12 protein-coding genes, 13 tRNA genes and 3 rRNA genes are annotated in these 19,774 nt (G+C 49.8%); 1 reads left to right on the forward strand and 27 read right to left on the reverse strand.

The features are described from left to right. Window positions 1-123 precede the first annotated feature (123 nt). The 11 genes from O6R05_RS05845 to O6R05_RS05895 all read right to left on the reverse strand — a co-directional run bounded on the left by O6R05_RS05845 (window position 124) and on the right by O6R05_RS05895 (window position 11,851). Complete coding sequence (locus tag O6R05_RS05845) at window positions 124-651, reverse strand: NYN domain-containing protein (RefSeq protein WP_271191063.1); 528 nt, start codon at window positions 649-651, stop codon at window positions 124-126. Further along, window positions 623-1,345, reverse strand: coding sequence for a 23S rRNA (guanosine(2251)-2'-O)-methyltransferase RlmB (gene rlmB, locus O6R05_RS05850; RefSeq protein WP_271191064.1), 723 nt, complete (start codon window positions 1,343-1,345; stop codon window positions 623-625). The genes O6R05_RS05845 and rlmB overlap by 29 nt, the downstream gene beginning before the upstream one ends. Beyond that, the gene (thyX, locus tag O6R05_RS05855) at window positions 1,342-2,079 is read right to left on the reverse strand and encodes an FAD-dependent thymidylate synthase (protein WP_271191065.1); all 738 of its coding nucleotides are present in this window, start codon (window positions 2,077-2,079) and stop codon (window positions 1,342-1,344) included. The genes rlmB and thyX overlap by 4 nt, the downstream gene beginning before the upstream one ends. Beyond that, window positions 2,076-2,498: a Mini-ribonuclease 3 gene (locus O6R05_RS05860; protein WP_271191066.1), complete on the reverse strand. Its 423-nt coding sequence runs from the start codon at window positions 2,496-2,498 to the stop codon at window positions 2,076-2,078. The genes thyX and O6R05_RS05860 overlap by 4 nt, the downstream gene beginning before the upstream one ends. After that, window positions 2,483-3,871: a cysteine--tRNA ligase gene (gene cysS, locus O6R05_RS05865; RefSeq protein WP_271191067.1), complete on the reverse strand. Its 1,389-nt coding sequence runs from the start codon at window positions 3,869-3,871 to the stop codon at window positions 2,483-2,485. The genes O6R05_RS05860 and cysS overlap by 16 nt, the downstream gene beginning before the upstream one ends. Continuing rightward, a complete protein-coding gene (locus O6R05_RS05870) occupies window positions 3,858-4,391 on the reverse strand; it encodes an NUDIX hydrolase (protein ID WP_271191068.1) in 534 nt (177 codons plus the stop codon). Before O6R05_RS05870 ends, cysS begins: the two co-directional genes overlap by 14 nt. Then, window positions 4,391-5,980, reverse strand: coding sequence for a CTP synthase (locus tag O6R05_RS05875; protein WP_271191069.1), 1,590 nt, complete (start codon window positions 5,978-5,980; stop codon window positions 4,391-4,393). Before O6R05_RS05875 ends, O6R05_RS05870 begins: the two co-directional genes overlap by 1 nt. Before the next feature lies 1 nt (window position 5,981). Beyond that, on the reverse strand, window positions 5,982-8,045 hold the full coding sequence (locus O6R05_RS05880) for a glutamine synthetase III (RefSeq protein ID WP_271191070.1): 2,064 nt from the start codon (window positions 8,043-8,045) through the stop codon (window positions 5,982-5,984). Between the two features lie 119 nt (window positions 8,046-8,164). Beyond that, window positions 8,165-9,523: a helix-turn-helix domain-containing protein gene (locus O6R05_RS05885; protein WP_271191071.1), complete on the reverse strand. Its 1,359-nt coding sequence runs from the start codon at window positions 9,521-9,523 to the stop codon at window positions 8,165-8,167. A gap of 364 nt (window positions 9,524-9,887) precedes the next feature. Then, a complete protein-coding gene (locus tag O6R05_RS05890) occupies window positions 9,888-10,421 on the reverse strand; it encodes a hypothetical protein (RefSeq protein ID WP_271191072.1) in 534 nt (177 codons plus the stop codon). A gap of 227 nt (window positions 10,422-10,648) precedes the next feature. Continuing rightward, window positions 10,649-11,851 (reverse strand): acetate/propionate family kinase, encoded by a 1,203-nt coding sequence (locus tag O6R05_RS05895; protein ID WP_271191073.1) that lies wholly within the window; start codon window positions 11,849-11,851, stop codon window positions 10,649-10,651. Between the two features lie 79 nt (window positions 11,852-11,930). Between O6R05_RS05895 and O6R05_RS05900 the strand changes: the two genes are divergently transcribed. Continuing rightward, window positions 11,931-13,106 (forward strand): nucleotidyltransferase family protein, encoded by a 1,176-nt coding sequence (locus O6R05_RS05900; protein ID WP_271191074.1) that lies wholly within the window; start codon window positions 11,931-11,933, stop codon window positions 13,104-13,106. Between the two features lie 438 nt (window positions 13,107-13,544). Here O6R05_RS05900 and O6R05_RS05905 read toward each other — a convergent pair. The 16 genes from O6R05_RS05905 to O6R05_RS05980 form a co-directional block, all read right to left on the reverse strand. Further along, a tRNA-Gly gene (locus tag O6R05_RS05905) sits at window positions 13,545-13,619 on the reverse strand. Window positions 13,620-13,686: 67 nt separating this feature from the next. Next, window positions 13,687-13,763 (reverse strand) — tRNA-Arg (locus O6R05_RS05910). Between the two features lie 3 nt (window positions 13,764-13,766). Further along, window positions 13,767-13,841 (reverse strand) — tRNA-Gly (locus tag O6R05_RS05915). Window positions 13,842-13,896: 55 nt separating this feature from the next. Then, window positions 13,897-13,973, reverse strand: a tRNA-Arg gene (locus O6R05_RS05920). A gap of 37 nt (window positions 13,974-14,010) precedes the next feature. Continuing rightward, window positions 14,011-14,085 (reverse strand) — tRNA-Gly (locus O6R05_RS05925). 26 nt (window positions 14,086-14,111) lie between these two features. Further along, window positions 14,112-14,188: transfer RNA gene (locus tag O6R05_RS05930), tRNA-Asp, on the reverse strand. Between the two features lie 23 nt (window positions 14,189-14,211). Then, window positions 14,212-14,287: transfer RNA gene (locus O6R05_RS05935), tRNA-Val, on the reverse strand. A gap of 15 nt (window positions 14,288-14,302) precedes the next feature. Continuing rightward, window positions 14,303-14,377, reverse strand: a tRNA-Glu gene (locus O6R05_RS05940). Window positions 14,378-14,391: 14 nt separating this feature from the next. After that, window positions 14,392-14,468, reverse strand: a tRNA-Met gene (locus tag O6R05_RS05945). 37 nt (window positions 14,469-14,505) lie between these two features. Then, window positions 14,506-14,582, reverse strand: a tRNA-Met gene (locus tag O6R05_RS05950). An 8-nt stretch (window positions 14,583-14,590) separates the two neighbouring features. Next, window positions 14,591-14,679, reverse strand: a tRNA-Leu gene (locus O6R05_RS05955). Between the two features lie 4 nt (window positions 14,680-14,683). Then, window positions 14,684-14,758 (reverse strand) — tRNA-Asn (locus tag O6R05_RS05960). Between the two features lie 11 nt (window positions 14,759-14,769). Beyond that, a 5S ribosomal RNA gene (gene rrf, locus O6R05_RS05965) occupies window positions 14,770-14,885 on the reverse strand. A 20-nt stretch (window positions 14,886-14,905) separates the two neighbouring features. After that, window positions 14,906-17,753, reverse strand: a 23S ribosomal RNA gene (locus tag O6R05_RS05970). Window positions 17,754-17,897: 144 nt separating this feature from the next. Further along, a tRNA-Ile gene (locus O6R05_RS05975) sits at window positions 17,898-17,974 on the reverse strand. Between the two features lie 98 nt (window positions 17,975-18,072). Beyond that, window positions 18,073-19,598: ribosomal RNA gene (locus tag O6R05_RS05980) — 16S ribosomal RNA — on the reverse strand. Together the 16S, 23S and 5S rRNA genes with 13 tRNA genes alongside form the textbook arrangement of a ribosomal RNA operon. Window positions 19,599-19,774 lie beyond the last annotated feature (176 nt).

Raw genomic sequence — 19,774 nt, forward strand, 5'->3', positions numbered from 1 at the left:
AGCAATTACGTCAATTATCTCCCAACATTATACAAATTTTAACTTTTCGCCTCACCGCGCCTGCCCTTGCCCTTTTCTGCCCGCAAAAAAAGCCGACCGCAGTCGACTGTTTTTGTGATGGATTCAATCCGTCTCCTCCACCTGAGCCTTTAAGCTTTGGAGCTCGTCGATGCTCAGTCCGTTGGTGAGGGTGGCGGCTTTTTTCAGTTGCTTCTGTCTCAGGCGCCGCTTGGCACTGACAGCGTCCACTTCCGCTTCAAACTCCCGTGCCGAGAGCCGTGATCCGCCTCGGGAGAGGATGATCTGCTGTTCGATGTTGTCGCTGGTGGCGACGCGAATACCTCGGACGCGTCCCATCTCTGCGACTTGCCGTTCAATGAAGTGATCAGCGGTTTCAAATTCTCTGGTGAAGATGACGGTGAGGCCTTTGTAGCGATGGAGCCCGCCGCCGGATTTTTTCACGAGGTAGGCATCAAAGATGACATAGATGTCCTCGTCGGTCTCGGCGTTGTAGTCCGCCAGGATATCGAGGAGTTCTCGGCGCTGATCTTCCAGGGGGACGGTCTTGTCGATCCGTGACCACTGACCGATGACGTTGTAGCCGTCCACCAAAAGATAGCTTTTATTTCGACGGTACTTCAGCGGTCGCATATTGACGCAGTACCTCTGCCATAAGGACACTGGCGGCACAGGAGGCATTCAGGGAGTTGATGCGTCCCACCATGGGAATGCTCACGGTGACGTCGGTGTGTTTTTTCAGTGCCGGAGAGATGCCCTTGCCTTCATTGCCGATGACCAGAGCCACTTTGCCCTTTAAGTTGACGGTGGTGTAGGCTTCCCCCTCCATGTCCGCCGCATAAATCCAAAAGCCCTTGTCTTTTAACGTGTCGACGGCTTGGGACAGGTTGGTGACGATGGCGACACGGACGTTTTCCACCGCACCGGCGGAAGTCTTGTAGACGACGTCATTCACATAGGCCGCGTTGTGTTTGGGAATGAGAATCCCTTTGAAGCCGAATGCTTCTGCGGAACGGGCGATGGCGCCGAAGTTGTGAGGATCTTCGATCTTGTCTAAAATCAGTATGTGTTCAAGCTCGGTGATCTCTTCCAGGGTGGCATAGTTATAGTCGCTCACCAGGGCGACGACGCCTTGGTGGTTGTTCCCCTCGCTGTAGTCGTCCAGTTTTTTCTTCGGCACTTCGGTGACGAGTATGCCGCCTTCACGTGCCATGCCGAAAATTTTCTTCACCGAACCTTCCCGGTTGCCTTTTTGCACATAGAGTTTGTCGACTTTGCCTGTCTTTAATACTTCAATGACCGGATTTCTTCCGTATACGTAACTCAATTTTCACCTAAATTTCTATAATATGCTCGCATTTCTTCCATGCGTCCGCAGCTCATGGCACCTTCGGTGCACGGGCCGTTCACGCAGGCGGGCCCTGCCAGTGCGAAAAGGGTCGGCGCAACGGCTTTGACTTGGCGGAGCATTTCTGTTGCCATGGCACGAATTTCCCATTGTGCCCGTGTGCAGCAGCGCATTTCAAAGAAGTGGAGCAAGGTTCTGGCGTTCATGGTAAAGACGATTTTGGTTTCACAGGCGTTGGGAAAGACGTAGCGTGCGTCTTCAATGGAGGCTTTTTCCGCCGCGGATTTTTTGAGATCTCCCTTTTGTGCCATGAGAAGTTCGGTAATCTTGCCGTAAGCGTCCCGAGCGTGATCCATGGCTTCGATAAAGACGGCCTTGGCTTCAGGATTGGCTTCTATTTGCGGCGGAATGACGTAGTGAAAATCGTCCAGCTTGACATAGCGCTGAGACTGCTGTGAGTAGGACGCAATACGATGGCGAACCAGCTGATGGGTCAGGGTTCGCGACACGCCCTCCACGGCAAAGGTGAACGAGGCGTGCTCAATGGGTGAGGCATGAGAAAAACTCATGAGCATTTTTAAAAACTTTCTTGCGTCGTCCTCGGTCATCTTCTCGGCAATTTCCGACACGCCTACTTTCGAATAGCACAGCTTGGCACTTTTGGCGATCAGTTCTTCCGGATTCGGCGTGTGTGCGATCAGTTCAACTTTCATATTTCCCTCGTTTCCATGATTTTATTAAACAAAAACGCAATGCGCTCTGCGCGGTCCAACAGGTAGAGATAGCCGAAGAGGGTTTCAAGTCCCGTGGCATCCCGATAGTCTTTTAAGGTCTGATTCTTGGGGGTGGTGTGAGGATTGGCGTTGCGCCCTCGCTTGTACACCGCAAGTTCCTCATCGGTGAGCTCATCGACAATGCTTGCCATAAACGCCGCTTGAGCTTTGGCTTTGACAAAGCCGATGGCTTGGATGTGGAGTCTTTTCGGATTCAGATTCCGATCTAAGAGTTTGGTGCGCACCAAGAGCTCAAAGACGCTGTCCCCGAGAAAGGCCAACGCCAAGGGGGAGACTTCCCGAATGGAGGTCTCGGTGTAGCCTTTGGAGAAAGCGAGAAAACTTAAGCTCTTTTCCACTTGGTGCCCGCTCTCGTGTCTTCGATGACGATGCCCATCTCAAGGAGCTGATCGCGAATGGCATCGGCTGTTGCAAAGTCTTTTGCTTTTTTCGCGTCTGCCCGTTTGGCAATCAGCGCTTCCACTTCGGCATTGTCTTCTTTTTGAAGCTCTAAAATGCCGAGGACTTTCGTGAGTTTGAGCAGGGTCGCCGTCACTTCCTCAATGACTTTCTTTGCACTGTGCTCATCCAGTTCGGTGTTGATGAGCTTCACGATGTTAAAGACGGCGGTGATGGCGTCGGCAGTGTTGATGTCGTTGTCCATGGACTTTTCAAAGAAAGCGACCTGCTCCGCCAGTTGATTTAAGATGGCGTGATCTCCGTCGGTGAGCGCTCTGTCCTCGCCTACAAGTCCGATGAGCTTGTCGTAGCCGTTATATATCCGCTCCAAGGCCTGTTTGGTCTGTACCATGACGTCATAGGAGAAGTTGATCGGCCCTCTGTAGTGGGAAGAGAGGAGGAAGAAACGGAGCACTTCCAGATTGAATTCCTCGGCGACTTCTCTGACGGTAAAGAAATTCCCCTTGGACTTGGACATTTTTTCGTTGTCCACGGTGATCATGCCATTGTGAAGCCAATACCGTGCAAAAGGCTTGCAGGTCAGGGTTTCGGACTGGGCAATCTCGTTCTCGTGGTGCGGGAACTGCAGGTCTTCCCCGCCGGAGTGAATGTCAATGGTGTCGCCTAAGAGGGTCTTTGCCATGACAGAACATTCAATGTGCCAGCCGGGACGACCGTCGCCCCATGGAGACGGCCAGTAAGGTTCGCCTTCTTTTTTGCCTTTCCAGAGGGCAAAGTCCGCCGGATTTTCCTTGAGGTCGTTCACATCGACCCGCTTGCCGCTGATGAGGTCCTCCAAGTTTTTCTTGGAGAGCTTCCCGTACTCCTCAAAGGCTTCAACCCTGAAGTAGACGTCGCCGCCGGCTTCATAGGCCGCACCTTTTTTTACCAGGCCGTCGATAAAGTCGATAATTTCATCAATGTGCTCGGTGGCACGAGGATTGATGGTGTCATAGTCGTAGAGGTGCAGACCGTTAGCATCTTTTTTGAACTCTTCAATGTATTTTTCAGCCACTTCTTTTGAGCTCATGCCCGATTCGTTGGCCTTATTGATAATCTTGTCATCAATGTCGGTGAAATTCACCACGAATTTGACGTCGTAGCCTTTATAGATAAAATAGCGGCGCAGGGTGTCAAACACCGTGAGAGGTCGGGCGTTGCCCACGTGAATATAGTTGTAAACGGTCGGTCCACAGTTGTACATATGGACGTGACCCGGCACAAGAGGCTCAAATTCCTCAAGTTGTCGTGTCAAAGTATTATATAGTTTCATAGTTGTCTCCTGTCTCAAATTCCAGTTCTGTTGCCGATTCAAAAAAGTGAGGGTAGTAGCTCACTCGCACCATCTTTCCCCACCGGTACAGACGTCGAAGTTCCTGAAGATTGACGATCCGCACGGCATTGACTTCGTCCTCCTGAAGACACAATGCATCAAGGTCCAACGGGCAGTCGATGAGATAGATGTAAAAAATACTCCGTCCCTGATGTTCGATGCGTTTTAATCGAATGGGACAGCAACTCAGATCGACTCCAATCTCTTCTTTGCCTTCACGAATAAGTCCATCCAACGGCGTTTCACCTGCAAGAATCGCGCCACCCACCGATGCGTACCACAGACCGCCAAAACGCCGCTTTGTATAAGCGCGCTGTTGCAGGAGGAAGTGGTGACGATCCACACGGATCCAACCTTCCGCGACGATGTGATACTCGCCCTGCTTCAGACGCTCCCCACGGCGCACCACTTTGTGTTTGCGCTTGCCGCGGGCGTTGTAGAGATCCCAGTACTCCGCCATCAGTCGAGGGCGGCTTGGATAAATCCGTTGAAAAGTGGGTGAACTTTCGTCGGACGGGATTTAAATTCGGGATGGAACTGACAGGCAACAAAGAACTTGTGCTCAGGAATTTCGATGATTTCCACCAGGTCCAGATCTTCGTTCACGCCGCTAAAGACGACGCCGGCGCGGCGAATGTCGCCTCTAAAGGAGTTGTTGAACTCATATCTGTGACGATGGCGCTCAATGATTTTGTCCTCTCCGTAGAGCTCCCGGGTGCGACTGCCCTCTTCGAGGAGGCAGTCATAGTTGCCGAGACGCAGTGTGCCGCCGAGGTTTTCCACCGTCTTTTGGTTTTCCAGAAGGTCAATGATCGGATAGGACGTGTCCGGATCGATTTCGGTGGAGTTCGCGCCCTTAAGGCCCAGCTTATTTCTCGCCACGTCGATGAGGGCAATCTGCATGCCGTAACAGATGCCGAAGTACGGCACGTTGTTCTCTCTGGCATATTTCGAGGTCATAATCATGCCCTCTGTGCCCCGACTTCCGAAGCCGCCCGGTACAATAATGCCGGCGACGTCGCTGAAGGTGGCTTCCAGATTATCTTTGGCGAGATCTTCCGCATTCACCCACTTAATGTTGACTTTGGCGCCGTTTTCATAGCCGGCGTCCATCAAGGCTTGAGATACGGACAGGTAGGCATCGTGAAGCTCAACATACTTGCCTACCAACGCGATGTTTAGCGGTGTTTCCGCCTTTTTAAACCGCATGACCATATTCTTCCAGTTGTGCTCAGAGTCCTGAGCTTTCAGTGCCAGGCGCTTGATAATATAGTTGTCAATGCCCTGTTCATGGAATACAAGAGGCACTTCGTAGATGAGATCCACCGTTTTGGATTCCACAATGGCTTCACGAGGTACGTCGCAGAAGAGGGAAATCTTATCTTTTACGGATTGTGTGATAGGAATGCCCGCCCGTACGACGATGATGTCCGCTTGAATGCCGTAGCTCATCAGGGTTTTATAGGAGTGTTGTGTCGGTTTGGTCTTGAGTTCATCACTGCCGGGGATGTTCGGCACTAACACGGTATGGACAAAGAGCACATCATCCTGGCCGTTTTCGGCGTGAATTTGCCGAATGGCTTCGAGAAACGGCAGGGATTCAATGTCCCCGACGGTGCCGCCGATCTCTGTAATGACCACATCGGCTTTGGACTCTTCCGCCGCTTTATATACCGCCTGCTTGATCTCATCGGTAATGTGAGGGATGACTTGTACCGTCGAGCCGTTGTAGTCGCCTCGGCGTTCTTTTTCAATGACTTTGGAGTAGACTTTGCCGGTGGTGATGGAACCTCGTTTGGTCAATTCCTCATCAATAAAACGCTCGTAGTGGCCAAGGTCCAAATCCGTCTCCGCACCGTCTTTGGTGACGAACACTTCCCCATGTTGGAAAGGACTCATGGTACCGGGATCAATGTTCAAATACGGATCGAATTTCTGCATGAACACACTCAGTCCCCGTTCTTTTAAAAGGCGGCCGATACTCGCCGCACTGATTCCTTTTCCAATACCTGAGACCACGCCTCCGGTAACAAATATGAACTTACTCACATTATCCTCCTATTATCAATGAATTCAAAAGCTCCGTGTACGTCGGCAAGGTGTTGATCTCGTGGCTGAGTTTTTCCTCAATGGCATCCACCACTTGCCGCGCATCTTCTAATACTATTGTAGCATGTTCATCCAGATAGGTCGCCGACTTTTTCGCGTCGTGGTTGGACTCCGCCTTGTCGTGCACCTCATGAATCCGATCTGTCACGTCGTAGAGCTGAGTAATTTTATCGTTCATCCAGTCCAAATCTTTTTTGATGCGAAGATTGTTCATGTGCTTAAGTGCTTCGCCATAAGCCACGCCTTGGGCCATGGCCATCGGCTTAATATACTTTTCAAGGATTTCCGCCATGGTGCGTAGTTCAAGAAGATGAACATTGCGCACTTCTTCAAACTGAATTTCCCAAATGGCTTTGAGTTCCACATCGGTGAAAATGTCCATGCGCTTAAAGACTTCGTAGGAATCTTCGTTTTCAATAGCAAGCAGGGCATCCATCAGGCGCTTGTGGTTCTTCAGACCGCGGCGTTTCGCCTCGTCCACCCACACTTGAGAGTAGTTGTCCTTGTCGTAGACCACAGCGCTATAGTGCGCCATCGTATCCCGAACAATGGCATAGACTTCCTCTTTCAGGTCCTCAGCTTGTGTCAGGCGCTTAAGATAACCTTGAAGAACGTCAGCCATAGCGGCATTTAACACGATGTTTAAACCTGCGGCTGACTTGGATGAACCCAGCATCCGGAATTCAAACTTGTTGCCGGTGAAGGCAACGGTTGCGGTGCGGTTGCGGTCGGTCTTATCTGTCGGCACTTCGCCTAAATTTTGCACCTTAAACGCAGGACGTGTCACTTTCTTTTCATAGTTCGGATCGGCAATGGAGCGAAGCAAATCTTCCAAGTCCGTCCCTAAAAAGAGGGAGACAATGGCGGGAGGCGCTTCGTCGCCGCCGAGACGGTGATCATTGGAGAGGGATGAGGTGGAAATTCGAATGAGGGTTTGATATTTATACACCACTTCCACCAAGGCGCTGACAAATGTGAGAAACGGAAGGTTGTCCTGCGGATTGTCCCCGGGATCGAAGCAGTTAAACCCGAAGTTGGTGCCGATGGAGTAGTTATTGTGTTTCCCGGATCCGTTGACACCTCGGAACGGCTTTTCGTGAAGCAGACACACCAAACCGTGCTTGCGGGCGGTCTTTTTCAAAATGTCCATACACAGTTGGTTGTCATCGACGGCGATGTTGACATTTTCAAAGAGGATGGCCAACTCGAACTGTCCCGGAGCGACTTCGTTGTGCTCGGTTTTGGCAAAAATGCCCAGTTCCCAAAGAGCCTGATCCACTTCCTTGTAAAATGCGCCGACACGTTCCGGAATGCGTCCGAAGTAGTGATCTTCCATTTCCTGACCCTTGGCAGGCCGTGCGCCGAAGAGGGTGCGTCCGGTTGTATTGAGGTCAAGCCGCGCTTCAAAGAGTTTTTGATCCACCAGGAAAAATTCCTGTTCCAAACCGACTTTCACCCGCATACGATAGGTATGGTTCTCTTTGTAGAGCAGATTCATCACGTCGGCGCCGATAGCGGACAGGCGGCTGGTCGCTGCGATGAGTGGTCCGCGGGTATCGAGCTTTTCACCGGTGTAGGCTACAAATACTGTCGGAATGTAGAGGACGTTGTCAATGACAAAAGAATTGGCCGTCACGTCCCAATAGGTGTAGCCCCTTGCTTCAAAGGTGGAGCGAATGCCGCCGCTTGGAAAGGAGGATGCGTCCGGCTCGCCTTTAATCAGTTCTTTGCCGGAAAAACGGAAGAGGGGTTCACTGTCCTCCCGGTCTACAAAGGCCTCCATCTTTTTGGCCGTCAGGCCGTTTAACGGATGGAACCAGTGTGAATAATGGGTGGCGCCCTGCTCCAGGGCCCATTCTTTCATCGCGTGAGCAATGGCGTCCGCCGTGTCACGATCCAACTCCAAATTGCTTCGAACCACCTCTTTCCACTTGACGTAGACTGAGTGAGGCAGTCTTTCCTTCATGCGTGCCTTGTTAAATGTCATTTTTCCAAAATTTTCCATAGTCCCTCCCGTTTGCTATAAAAATAAAAAATTGGCACTGTTACATGCCAATATGAAAAAAATATTTGCTCCAAGACATGGAGTGTTTTCTTTTATATTAATCGAATCTCTCGCCCTTGTCAAGCTTCTTGACTCTTGCGATAGGCCGACGGGGTCATGCCGACGATGCGTTTGAAGCTGACACTGAAGTAGCTGAGATTCTGATACCCGACCTTTTCACAGATCTCAAGCACCGACAGTTTGGTCTCTCTTAGCATTCGCTTCGCATTTTCAAGACGTACGCCGTTTAAATAATCAACAAAACTGATGCCCATCTTTTCCTTGAAGAGGCGTGAAAAATAACTCTTGTTGTAGCCGGACACATAGGCGATCTTATCCAAATTGATCGGATACATATAGTATTTATGGATATAGGTGAGAGCCACGTCCATGCCGCTGGTGAGATGGCGACGGTCCATAAGCTCCATCACCTTGTCGTAAAATTCCCGACACACTTTCTCTATATCCCCCAGAGTGGTCTGAACAAAGGTGCTGTTTAAGGTGTCAAAGAGATAGGACGCCACCCGATTTTTGCTTTCAATCGGCAGTCGCATAATGTAGTTGGTGGACTCGGAGAGCATCATGACCACTGTGGAACGTACGTAAGCCGACGAGGACATATCCTCCCTAAACCTGTCAAAGAGGTTTTGAATGACGACATGAATGCCCTCAATGTTCATCAGACCCACTTCCACCACAATGTTGTGAACGATGGTCTCAAGATTCAACTCAGCATTATGCTCGCCCATCTCATCCTGATACACGAAAAATTGTCCCCGGCCTTTCCCAAAGGTGAGGCTCATGGCCTTGAGCGCCTGCTCGTAGGCGAACATCGGCGTGTTCAGATTGGAAATGGGGTGACCGACACTGACAGAGACAGAGTGACCTGTGGCCAGAATGAGCTCTCGAACCAGTTGGTTGCCGACCTTTGCGATAAACGCATCCGCGTCTTCCCCTGTGCGACCCTCCAAATCCAACATCATGACCACACGATCCGTATCTCGAATACTCCCGACCAATGCTTTATAATCCCCGAGGACTTTTCTACTCTTGGTGCAGAGATTCTTCTTCATCTCCAGACGGAACTTCAGGCCTCGGTCTTCGCTCAGCTTCCAAAAATCGTCATAGGCGATGATGAACACCGCACCGGGATTGATAGCAAGTCCCAAAAGCTGATAGATTTCAGACATGGCGCTATAGCGATGCACCTGTCCGGAAATCAAGGCATAGATGAATTCGATGCTCATCACATCCATGACGGTGTCCATAAAGTATGGATTGTTCTTAATCCCTTCAGTGGAAAAGCTTACGCCTTCCAGACCAGTGAAATCCACCGGCTCCAAGTGGGTAGAATCCGTATCCGTTTCGGTAATATATAAGACTTCCTCGCCAATGTACGGACAGACGTCACGACTTGTATTAATACGTTCAACTTTCATGGTTGCTCCTTACGCAAGTACCCTTGCTAGATTAGTCTCATCGTCGTTGCTCTCACATTCGGCGTCCTGTCTTTGACTATAGCAGCTCACAGGTCGCCCGGTAATCGTATGCAAAAGCACGACGTGTTTAAATACCCTAATAGAATATCACACCTTGTGTCCCGGCCTTAAATAAAATTTCAATTTCTTTACCACGCCATATTCTTCGCCGGTAAATCAAACTCCCCAATAATAAACCGTTTACTTAACACAAAGACACAACTTCTATACCCCAGATTATACCAATTTAAATAGAAATGACAAATTTTTTTTACTTTTTGTTCTCACAATATAAAAAACCACGCCGAAGCGTGGCTTGATGTGTTTACTTTTGATCCTTATGCCCTTCACGAGCGACTTTGTATTCGCCGGTTTCAGGGTTGAGCGAGTAGATGTTAAAGTTGGTCTTAATATCGAAGCCTTCATAGTGGGTTGCCATGTTCACCGATGCGGAACCGTCTTTACCGGATTGAACTCTGTGGAACACGTAGGTTGGCCAAACTAAGAGTCCGCCGCCTTCGAGAACGCGTTTGCCGTTGTGTTCGATATACTCAGGTGTCACCACGAATTTGTGAACGTGAGGTTCTTTTTCAGACCAGAGTTCCACGTGGCGTTCGCCTCGCAGTACTAACAGATTGTCATCTTGATAAGGGTGCATATACCAAGGACGGTCGTCACCTTCTACAGGGCCCGGGCTGATGGCGTCTTGTAAGTGGAGCACGCGGTCAATCGCATCAACCTTCGGTACCATAGACTTGCCCATCACATCAAAGACAACGCCCGGTGTCTTTCTGAACTCTTGAAGTTTAATAATTTTAAATAAACCTTCAATCTCTTCTACAATATAATCTTTATCCACAATATCCCTCCTTAAAATTTCTACGCTTATACTATACCCTAATTTTCATAATATTCACTTCATCCATGGCTTTGAGAAAAAATATACCGTTTTAACATACAATAGGGCCTTGACGACGCCATCAATCTGTTGTCCATGGTGCTGTGCATATCGTACTCATGTCAAATCAGCGTTGTGTGAAACGTTGCATAAAAAATCGCCTTGAGTCGTTCAAGGCGATAGAGGATTTATTTTACTAAGTTTAATGTGTCGCGTGCAATCATCAGCTCTTCGTTGGTTGGGATGACCATAACTTTGACAGACGATGCATCAGTGGAGACAATTTTTTCTTCACCGCGCATAGCGTTGGCTTCAGAGTCAATTTCTACGCCGAACACGCTCAGCTTTTTAATGATGTTGGCGCGTGTTTCCGCTGAGTTTTCGCCAAGACCTGCGGTAAAGACAATACCGTCAATGTCTTCGAGGGCGTCAAAGTGAGTGAAGTAGCCTGCAATGAATTTAGCCGCATCGGTTTCATAGACGTCAAGAGCGAGTTCGGCACGTTGGTTGCCGTTTGCCATAGCTTCTTCAATGTCTCTGAAATCGGAGGACACGCCGCTGATACCGAGGACGCCGGACTCTTTGTTCAACAAGTTGTCGATGCCTGCGCCGTCAAGCCCTTTTTTATCCATTAAGAAAGTGATGATGGCAGGATCAATATTCCCGGAGCGAGTTCCCATTGGCAGTCCTTCAAGCGGTGTGAAGCCCATGGTCGTGTCATAGCTCTTGCCTTCTTTAACTGCTGTGATGGACGCACCATTACCGAGATGGCAAGTGACGAGGTTCACTTGATCTTTGGATTTGCCTACCATGTCTGCAGCACGTTCGGTAACGTATTTATGGGAAGTGCCGTGGAAGCCGTAACGGCGAATCTTGTAGTCTTCGTAGGTGTCATATGGCAAGGCGTAGATGTAGTTCTTTGCCGGCATGGTTTGATGGAAGGCGGTGTCGAAGACTGCCACTTGTTTTACATTTGGAAGCAGGGTGCTGACTGCTTCGATGCCCATAATGTTTGGAGGATTGTGAAGCGGTGCAACGTCGAAGTTCTTTTTAATGGCTTCAATGACGGCCTCATCAATGATGACAGAATCTGCAAAGTCTTCGCCGCCGTGTACGACCCGATGGCCGACGGCTCCGATTTCGTCCAAGGATGCAATGGCGCCGTACTCACTGTCGATAATGGAATCCATTACAATTTTCAGAGCGTCTTTGTGATCTTTTAAATCCTGTTCTATGACTTTTTTATCCTTACCTGTCGTCTCGTGTTTGACGCGTGAGCCTTCAATGCCGATGCGTTCCACCAGACCTTTTGCCATGAGCTGTTCCCCGTCCATATCGATAAGCTGATACTTCAACGATGATGAACCGCAGTTAATTACTAAAATTTTCATGTAATCCTCCTCGTAGTCTTTGAAATTTTCCGCATCTATTATATCATAGAGACAAGAATTAGAGAAATGAGAGATACGTATGATTTCAGCCATCATTGCAGAATACAATCCCTTTCACAACGGCCATCGCTATCAGCTGGAACAGGCACGCACGTTCGGTCCCGTGGTGGTGATCATGAGCGGAAGCTTCACACAACGAGGTACGCCAGCGGTGCTGGATAAATTTACACGAGCCGGTCTTGCCGCACGGTACGGTGCGGATCTGGTGTTGGAACTGCCTGTGGTATGTGCGGTCGCTCCGGCGACATTTTTTGCCCGAGGCGGTGTTGCCATGGCGGCGGCTTTCGGCGCAGACCGATTAATCTTCGGAGCCGAGTCGCCCCTTGAGGTGCTTGTACCTCTTGCTGACAAAATCAGCGCCGTGCCGTCCCAGTCATTGATTCGTACTTTAAAACAAGGCTTATCCTTGCCCCAGACGTTGGAGGATTGTCTCGACGTATCTGACGCTGAGAGGGACGCACTCCGACGTCCCAACAACATTTTGGCTCTGGAGTACCTAGGCGCCATTCGAGATCTGAATGTCCTCCTTGAACCCTACGCCATAGCACGAACCGTGGCGCACCATAGCGGTGAGGTGACAACGGGAGATATCGCCTTCGCCTCGGCTTCTCACATTCGAGAGCTTACTGTCAACGGTGCTTGGGACGAGCTTCGCAAAGTGGTGCCCGACGCCGTCTATACGGCCCTGACATCTACTAACCACACGCAAGCCGATGTCGATGTAACCGCTCAAATAAAAAAACTTCTTCGCTATCGTGAGATGATAGATGAAGAAGCTGTCGTGTCTTTAGATTATGAGGACGGTCTTGAGCACCGTTTAGCTCAAGCTGTGAAGGGTTCAGAGGATTGGAATGCGCTGAAGCCGAAACACATGACTCACGCTCGCATGAACCGTTACCTCACCCAAACACTGCTTGAACTCCGCCGTAAAGATTATGACGCAGTGATGACGCAACTGCCTCTTCGTGTGCTTGCCATCGGCCCAAGAGGTAGAGAGCTCCTCCGCTCAAAAAACGGGAACCGCCACCTGGTGCAGAACCCGAAAGCATATCAAGCTTTCAATCACGACGCTTGGATACAGGAGTGCCGAGCCGCCGAGCTGCGCAGTCTTTTACTTAATGACGCGCCGAGCTTAGACTATCGCAACCCGCTTTATATTCATGATGAGATGTCTCGAAGCAGTGATCCGTCTTAACCGGTCCGATGTTGAATGATTAAAAATTAGTCTCAATGGACGTCCTTCAAGCTTTATGAGGAGTTCTGAACAGTTAAGCTAAACTCGGTTTACGATTCATGACTCCCTCTCACCACACAGCAAGTTCATCTGTCACGGATCAACACAGCTACTGATGGCTTTCCGCGATCCATAATATTTTTCATCTATCTGATAGCCCAATACCATGGAGCTGACACCGCTTATATCCCACCGAATTATTGATCTCCTGTATACGTTACCGCAACACCTTAATGTATTGTAGATATTTTACTTGAGTCTAAAGTTTTATATCTACCGCGTGTAGCTGTCCTACACCATCATCCTCGCCTTTTACACAAAGCTTTTTATTCACAAAAAATCCCACATGTAATCATGTGGGATTTTTACTACCGCCTTATTCCAAAGACAGTAACCTTATGGAGCGGATGACGAGATTCGAACTCGCGACCCTCGCCTTGGCAAGGCGATGCTCTACCACTGAGCCACATCCGCATAGATATATCTATAAACTATCATTATTTTAAAGTCCACCCTGTAACCCTGGCAGTTACAGGGATTTTGGTACGCCCTAGAGGACTCGAACCCCCGACCTTTTGGACCGGAACCAAACGCTCTATCCAACTGAGCTAAGGACGCATATGGAGCGGATGACGAGAATCGAACTCGCAGCCCTCGCCTTGGGAAGGCGATGCTCTACCATTGAGCCACATCCGCGAACAAAGTCTTCAGTTTTAAAAATACCCTGTAACCTTAGCAGTTACAGGGATTTTGGTACGCCCTAGAGGATTCGAACCCCCGACCTTCTGGTCCGTAGCCAGACGCTCTATCCAGCTGAGCTAAGGACGCACAATATTGATTTGAACCTGTGAAATAAGGTCATAAATGGAGCGGATGACGAGATTCGAACTCGCGACCCTCGCCTTGGCAAGGCGATGCTCTACCACTGAGCCACATCCGCATATAAACTGGATATTTAAAATAAATTGGCGACCTGGATCGGGCTCGAACCGACGACCTCCAGCGTGACAGGCTGGCATTCTAACCAACTGAACTACCAGGCCAATTCCTGTTCTTGATTGTAATATGGTGGGCACTATAGGGCTCGAACCTATGACCCCCTGCTTGTAAGGCAGATGCTCTCCCAACTGAGCTAAGCGCCCATATCAGTGAAGTAATGGTGACCCTGCCGGGAATCGAACCCGGGATACCACCGTGAAAGGGTGGTGTCTTAACCGCTTGACCACAGGGCCTTATGAAAGAAAATTGGTAGCGGCGAAGAGATTTGAACTCCTGACACTGCGGGTATGAACCACATGCTCTAGCCAACTGAGCTACGCCGCCACAATAATTGCACAGAACCAAATTCTCTCAGTGTAAATGGTAGCGGGAGCAGGATTCGAACCTACGACCTTCGGGTTATGAGCCCGACGAGCTACCGGACTGCTCCATCCCGCGTCAATATTTGGTGCCGAGGACCGGAATCGAACCGGTACGGTGTGTTACCACCGCAGGATTTTAAGTCCTGTGCGTCTGCCAGTTCCGCCACCCCGGCATTCTGGCTCTCAGGGTGGGACTCGAACCCACAACCTACCGGTTAACAGCCGGTTGCTCCACCTTTGAGCTACCTAAGATTATTAATATAATCCGGCAAAACCTACTCTCCCAGGCCGTCTCCAGCCAAGTACCATCGGCGTATTAAAGCTTAACTTCTGTGTTCGGAATGGGTACAGGTGTGTCCTTCATACTATGGATACCGGATAAACTCACAATCATATGCTTTGGTCAAGTCTTCGACCGATTAGTACTCATTAGCTCCACACATTACTGCGCTTCCACCTTGAGCCTATCTACCTCATTTTCTTCAAGGGGTCTTATCTATGGGGAAATCTCATCTCGAGGGGGGCTTCGTGCTTAGATGCCTTCAGCTCTTATCCCTTCCAAACTTAGCTACTCAGCCGTGCCATTGGCATGACAACTGATGCACCAGCGGTTTGTCCATCCCGGTCCTCTCGTACTAAGGATAGCTCCTCTCAAATTTCCTACGCCCACGACGGATAGGGACCGAACTGTCTCACGACGTTCTGAACCCAGCTCGCGTGCCTCTTTAATGGGCGAACAGCCCAACCCTTGGGACCTACTTCAGCCCCAGGATGAGACGAGCCGACATCGAGGTGCCAAACCTCCCCGTCGATGTGGACTCTTGGGGGAGATAAGCCTGTTATCCCCGGGGTAGCTTTTATCCGTTGAGCGATGGCCCTTCCACGCGGTACCACCGGATCACTAAGTCCTGCTTTTGCACCTGCTCGACTTGTTGGTCTCGCAGTCAAGCTCCCTTTTGCCTTTATACTCTTCGCACGATTTCCGTCCGTGCTGAGGGAACCTTTGAACGCCTCCGTTACTCTTTCGGAGGCGACCGCCCCAGTCAAACTGCCCGACTGACAGTGTCCCTTCCCCTGATTCAAGGGGTTAGGTTAGAATTCTAAGTTTAAAAGAGTGGTATCCCAACGGTGACTCCCTAAACACTGGCGTGCTTAGTTCTCTGTCTCCCACCTATCCTGTACATTCAAACTCAAAATCCAATGTCAACCTACAGTAAAGCTCCACGGGGTCTTTCCGTCCTGTCGTGGGTAAGCGGCATCTTTACCGCTACTACAATTTCACCGGATCCTTTGTTGAGACAGTGCCCAAATCGTTACACCTTTCGTGCGGGTCGGAACTTACCCGACAAGGAATTTCGCTACCTTAGGACCGTTATAGTTACGGCCGCCGTTTACTGGGGCTTCAGTTCTAAGCTTCGCTTGCGCTAACTCTTCCCCTTAACCTTCCAGCACCGGGCAGGTGTCAGCTCCTATACGTCGTCTTTCGACTTGGCAGAAACTTGTGTTTTTGGTAAACAGTCGCTTGGGCCTTTTCACTGCGACCCTATTGCTAGGGCTCCCCTTCTCCCGAAGTTACGGGGTCATTTTGCCGAGTTCCTTAACAAAGGTTCTTCCGCGCGTCTTAGGATTCTCTCCTCACCTACCTGTGTCGGTTTGCGGTACGGGCGATAGGTTACTCGATAGTGGCTTTTCTTGGCAGTGTGGATTCATAGACTTCTCTACTTGTTTTCGATCCGCATCACACTTCAGTGTTACTAGACACGGGATTTGCCTCGTGTCCCACCTTTGTGCTTGCACGCCGCACCAACTGGGCGCTTCTATTATCCTCCTGCGTCCCCACTTACGTGAACGCTTCCTATCGGTACAGGAATCTCAACCTGTTTGCCATCGACTACGCTTTTCAGCCTCGCCTTAGGTCCCGACTTACCCTGAGTGGACGAGCCTTGCTCAGGAATCCTTAGGTTTTCGACGGGTGAGATTCTCACTCACCTCTCGCTACTCATGCCAGCATTCTCTCTTCTGTAAAATCCACAGTGGCTTACGCCTTCTGCTTCGTCTCTTACACATTGCTCCTCTACCATCCTTACGGATCCACAGCTTCGGTATATAGTTTAGCCCCGGTTATCTTCGGCGCAGAGTCACTTGACCAGTGAGCTATTACGCACTCTTTAAATGTATGGCTGCTTCTAAGCCAACATCCTGGTTGTCTGAGTAACTCCACATCCTTTCCCACTTAACTATTATTTTGGGACCTTAGCTGGTGGTCTGGGCTGTTTCCCTTTCGACTATGAAGCTCATCCCACATAGTCTGACTCCTTAGTGCTTGATTTGGTATTCGGAGTTTGATAGGTCGCGGTAAGCTATTGCCCCCTAGACCAGTCAGTGCTCTACCCCCTCATCATTGTTCACTAAAGGCTAGCCCTAAAGCTATTTCGAGGAGAACCAGCTATCTCCGTGTTCGTTTGGCTTTTCACCCCTATCCACAGGTCATCCGATAACTTTTAAACGTTACCCGGTTCGAGCCTCCATCAGATTTTACTCCGACTTCACTCTGCCCATGGATAGATCACACGGTTTCGGGTCTATGACACCAAACTCTCGCCCTATTAAGACTCGGTTTCCCTACGGCTCCGAAGCTTTACTTCTTAACCTTGCTTAGTATCATAACTCGCTGGCCCGTTCTACAAAAAGTACACGATCCTGGCTTATGCCAGTTTCGCTGCTTGTAAACATTAGGTTTCAGTTTCTATTTCACTCCCCTCTCGGGGTTCTTTTCACCTTTCCCTCACGGTACTGGTTCGCTATCGGTCACCAAGTAGTATTTAGCCTTGGGGGGTGGTCCCCCCGTCTTCCCACCGGGTTTCTCGTGTCCCGTGGTACTCTCTTGTGCTGATAGTGTCCGGTTTTCGCTGACAGGGCTGTTACCTTCTTTGGCTTACCTTCCCAGGTAATTGGACTAACCGTATCTATCGTCTGCACGCTTGGGCTCTATCCCGTTCGCTCGCCGCTACTGAGAATATCGATGTTTCTTTCTTTTCCTCGGGTTACTTAGATGTTTCAGTTCACCCGGTTCGCTTCCTTAAGTTATGGATTCGCTTAAGGATACCTCGTACGAGGTGGGTTGCCCCATTCGGACATCTACGGATTGATGGCTATTTGCGCCTCCCCGTAGCTTATCGCAGCTTGTCACGTCCTTCGTCGCCTCTTGGTGCCTAGGCATTCACCTAATGCTCTTTTTTACTTGACCTTTGCTAATCAATTCTGTATTGACTGCATTTTATCCAGTGAAGATTGTCAATTGTTCTTATGTTAGAAATTTTGACTTGTCTTCTCTTGTGTTTTTCATATGATTGTGTAGTTTTCATGGTTCAGTTGCTTATAGGTATAAGCATGGTGGACCTGGGGGGACTCGAACCTCCGACCTCACGCTTATCAGGCGTGCGCTCTAACCTGCTGAGCTACAGGTCCATATATAATTTCATAGTGTAGAACGAAAGTCATAAGACTTGATTGTAACCCGAACCTGACGTGTCCTTAGACACATAAGGTTCTTCGGTTTTCCTTAGAAAGGAGGTGATCCAGCCGCACCTTCCGATACGGCTACCTTGTTACGACTTCACCCCAGTCACTTATCCTACCTTCGACGGCTGCTTCTTTCGTTAGCTCACCGGCTTCGGGTATTACAAGCTCCCATGGTGTGACGGGCGGTGTGTACAAGACCCGGGAACGCATTCACCGCAGCATTCTGATCTGCGATTACTAGCAACTCCGACTTCATGTTCTCGAGTTGCAGAGAACAATCCGAACTGAGATCGGCTTTTTGAGATTCGCTTGGCATCACTGACTTGCTCGCTCTTTGTTCCGACCATTGTAGCACGTGTGTAGCCCAGGACATAAAGGGCATGATGATTTGACGTCATCCCCACCTTCCTCCGATTTATCATCGGCAGTCCCTCTAGAGTTCCCATCGTTACATGCTGGCAACTAAAGGTAAGGGTTGCGCTCGTTGCGGGACTTAACCCAACATCTCACGACACGAGCTGACGACAACCATGCACCACCTGTATTAGTGTCTCCGAAGAGAAGGGTGTATCTCTACACCGGTCACTAGTATGTCAAGCCCTGGTAAGGTTCTTCGCGTTGCTTCGAATTAAACCACATGCTCCGCTGCTTGTGCGGGTCCCCGTCAATTCCTTTGAGTTTCATGCTTGCGCACGTACTCCCCAGGCGGAGTGCTTAATGTGTTAACTGCGGCACCGAAATTCTCCGACACCTAGCACTCATCGTTTACGGCATGGACTACCAGGGTATCTAATCCTGTTTGCTACCCATGCTTTCGTTCCTCAGCGTCAGTTTGTGACCAGTAAGTCGCCTTCGCCACCGGTATTCCTCCTAATATCTACGCATTTCACCGCTACACTAGGAATTCCACTTACCTCTTCACTACTCAAGTCATACAGTTTCTAATGCTTACAGAGGTTGAGCCTCTGCCTTTCACATCGGACTTGCATGACCGCCTGCGAACCCTTTACGCCCAGTGATTCCGGACAACGCTCGCCCCCTACGTATTACCGCGGCTGCTGGCACGTAGTTAGCCGGGGCTTCCTCCTATGGTACCGTCATTATCTTCCCATAGGACAGAGCTTTACGAATCGAAATCCTTCTTCGCTCACGCGGCGTCGCTGCATCAGGGTTTCCCCCATTGTGCAATATTCCCCACTGCTGCCTCCCGTAGGAGTTTGGACCGTGTCTCAGTTCCAATGTGACCGTTCACCCTCTCAGGCCGGTTACTGATCGCTATCTTGGTGAGCCGTTACCTCACCAACTAATTAATCAGCCGCGAGCCCATCTTTGACCGCTAGGCACTTTGATCGATTCGACAGGTGTCAATTCGATGTTATCGGGTATTAATCACCGTTTCCGGTGGCTATCCCCGTGTCAAAGGTAGGTTGCTCACGTGTTACTCACCCGTCCGCCGCTAATCCTCGCTCACGTCACCCCGAAGGGTTCTGTGTGCGATTCATCGCTCGACTTGCATGTGTTAGGCGCGCCGCCAGCGTTCGTCCTGAGCCAGGATCAAACTCTCGATAAAAAGTTTTTGTCCTTAGCTTTCAGTTGTTTCACTGACTTTTCCGCTAAGCTTGCTTGCTTATGATTTTTCGTTTTCTACACTATGTAATTATCTTGGTTCAGTGCTACCTCTTTCGAGACAGCTTGTATATTATATCGCGGCCGTCTCTCTCTGTCAAGAACTTTTTTCATTTCTTT

The organism is Peptoniphilus equinus (assembly GCF_027921445.1).
Taxonomy (GTDB): Bacteria; Bacillota; Clostridia; order Tissierellales; family Peptoniphilaceae; genus Peptoniphilus; species Peptoniphilus equinus.

Excerpts from the sequence above, each read along its gene's own strand:
- O6R05_RS05845 (WP_271191063.1), bottom strand. The coding sequence starts at position 651 with ATGCGACCGCTGAAGTACCGTCGAAATAAAAGCTATCTTTTGGTGGAC.
- thyX (WP_271191065.1), bottom strand. The coding sequence starts at position 2,079 with ATGAAAGTTGAACTGATCGCACACACGCCGAATCCGGAAGAACTGATC.
- cysS (WP_271191067.1), bottom strand. The coding sequence starts at position 3,871 with ATGAAACTATATAATACTTTGACACGACAACTTGAGGAATTTGAGCCT.
- O6R05_RS05870 (WP_271191068.1), bottom strand. The coding sequence starts at position 4,391 with ATGGCGGAGTACTGGGATCTCTACAACGCCCGCGGCAAGCGCAAACAC.
- O6R05_RS05880 (WP_271191070.1), bottom strand. The coding sequence starts at position 8,045 with ATGGAAAATTTTGGAAAAATGACATTTAACAAGGCACGCATGAAGGAA.
- O6R05_RS05885 (WP_271191071.1), bottom strand. The coding sequence starts at position 9,523 with ATGAAAGTTGAACGTATTAATACAAGTCGTGACGTCTGTCCGTACATT.
- O6R05_RS05895 (WP_271191073.1), bottom strand. The coding sequence starts at position 11,851 with ATGAAAATTTTAGTAATTAACTGCGGTTCATCATCGTTGAAGTATCAG.
- O6R05_RS05900 (WP_271191074.1), top strand. The coding sequence starts at position 11,931 with ATGATTTCAGCCATCATTGCAGAATACAATCCCTTTCACAACGGCCAT.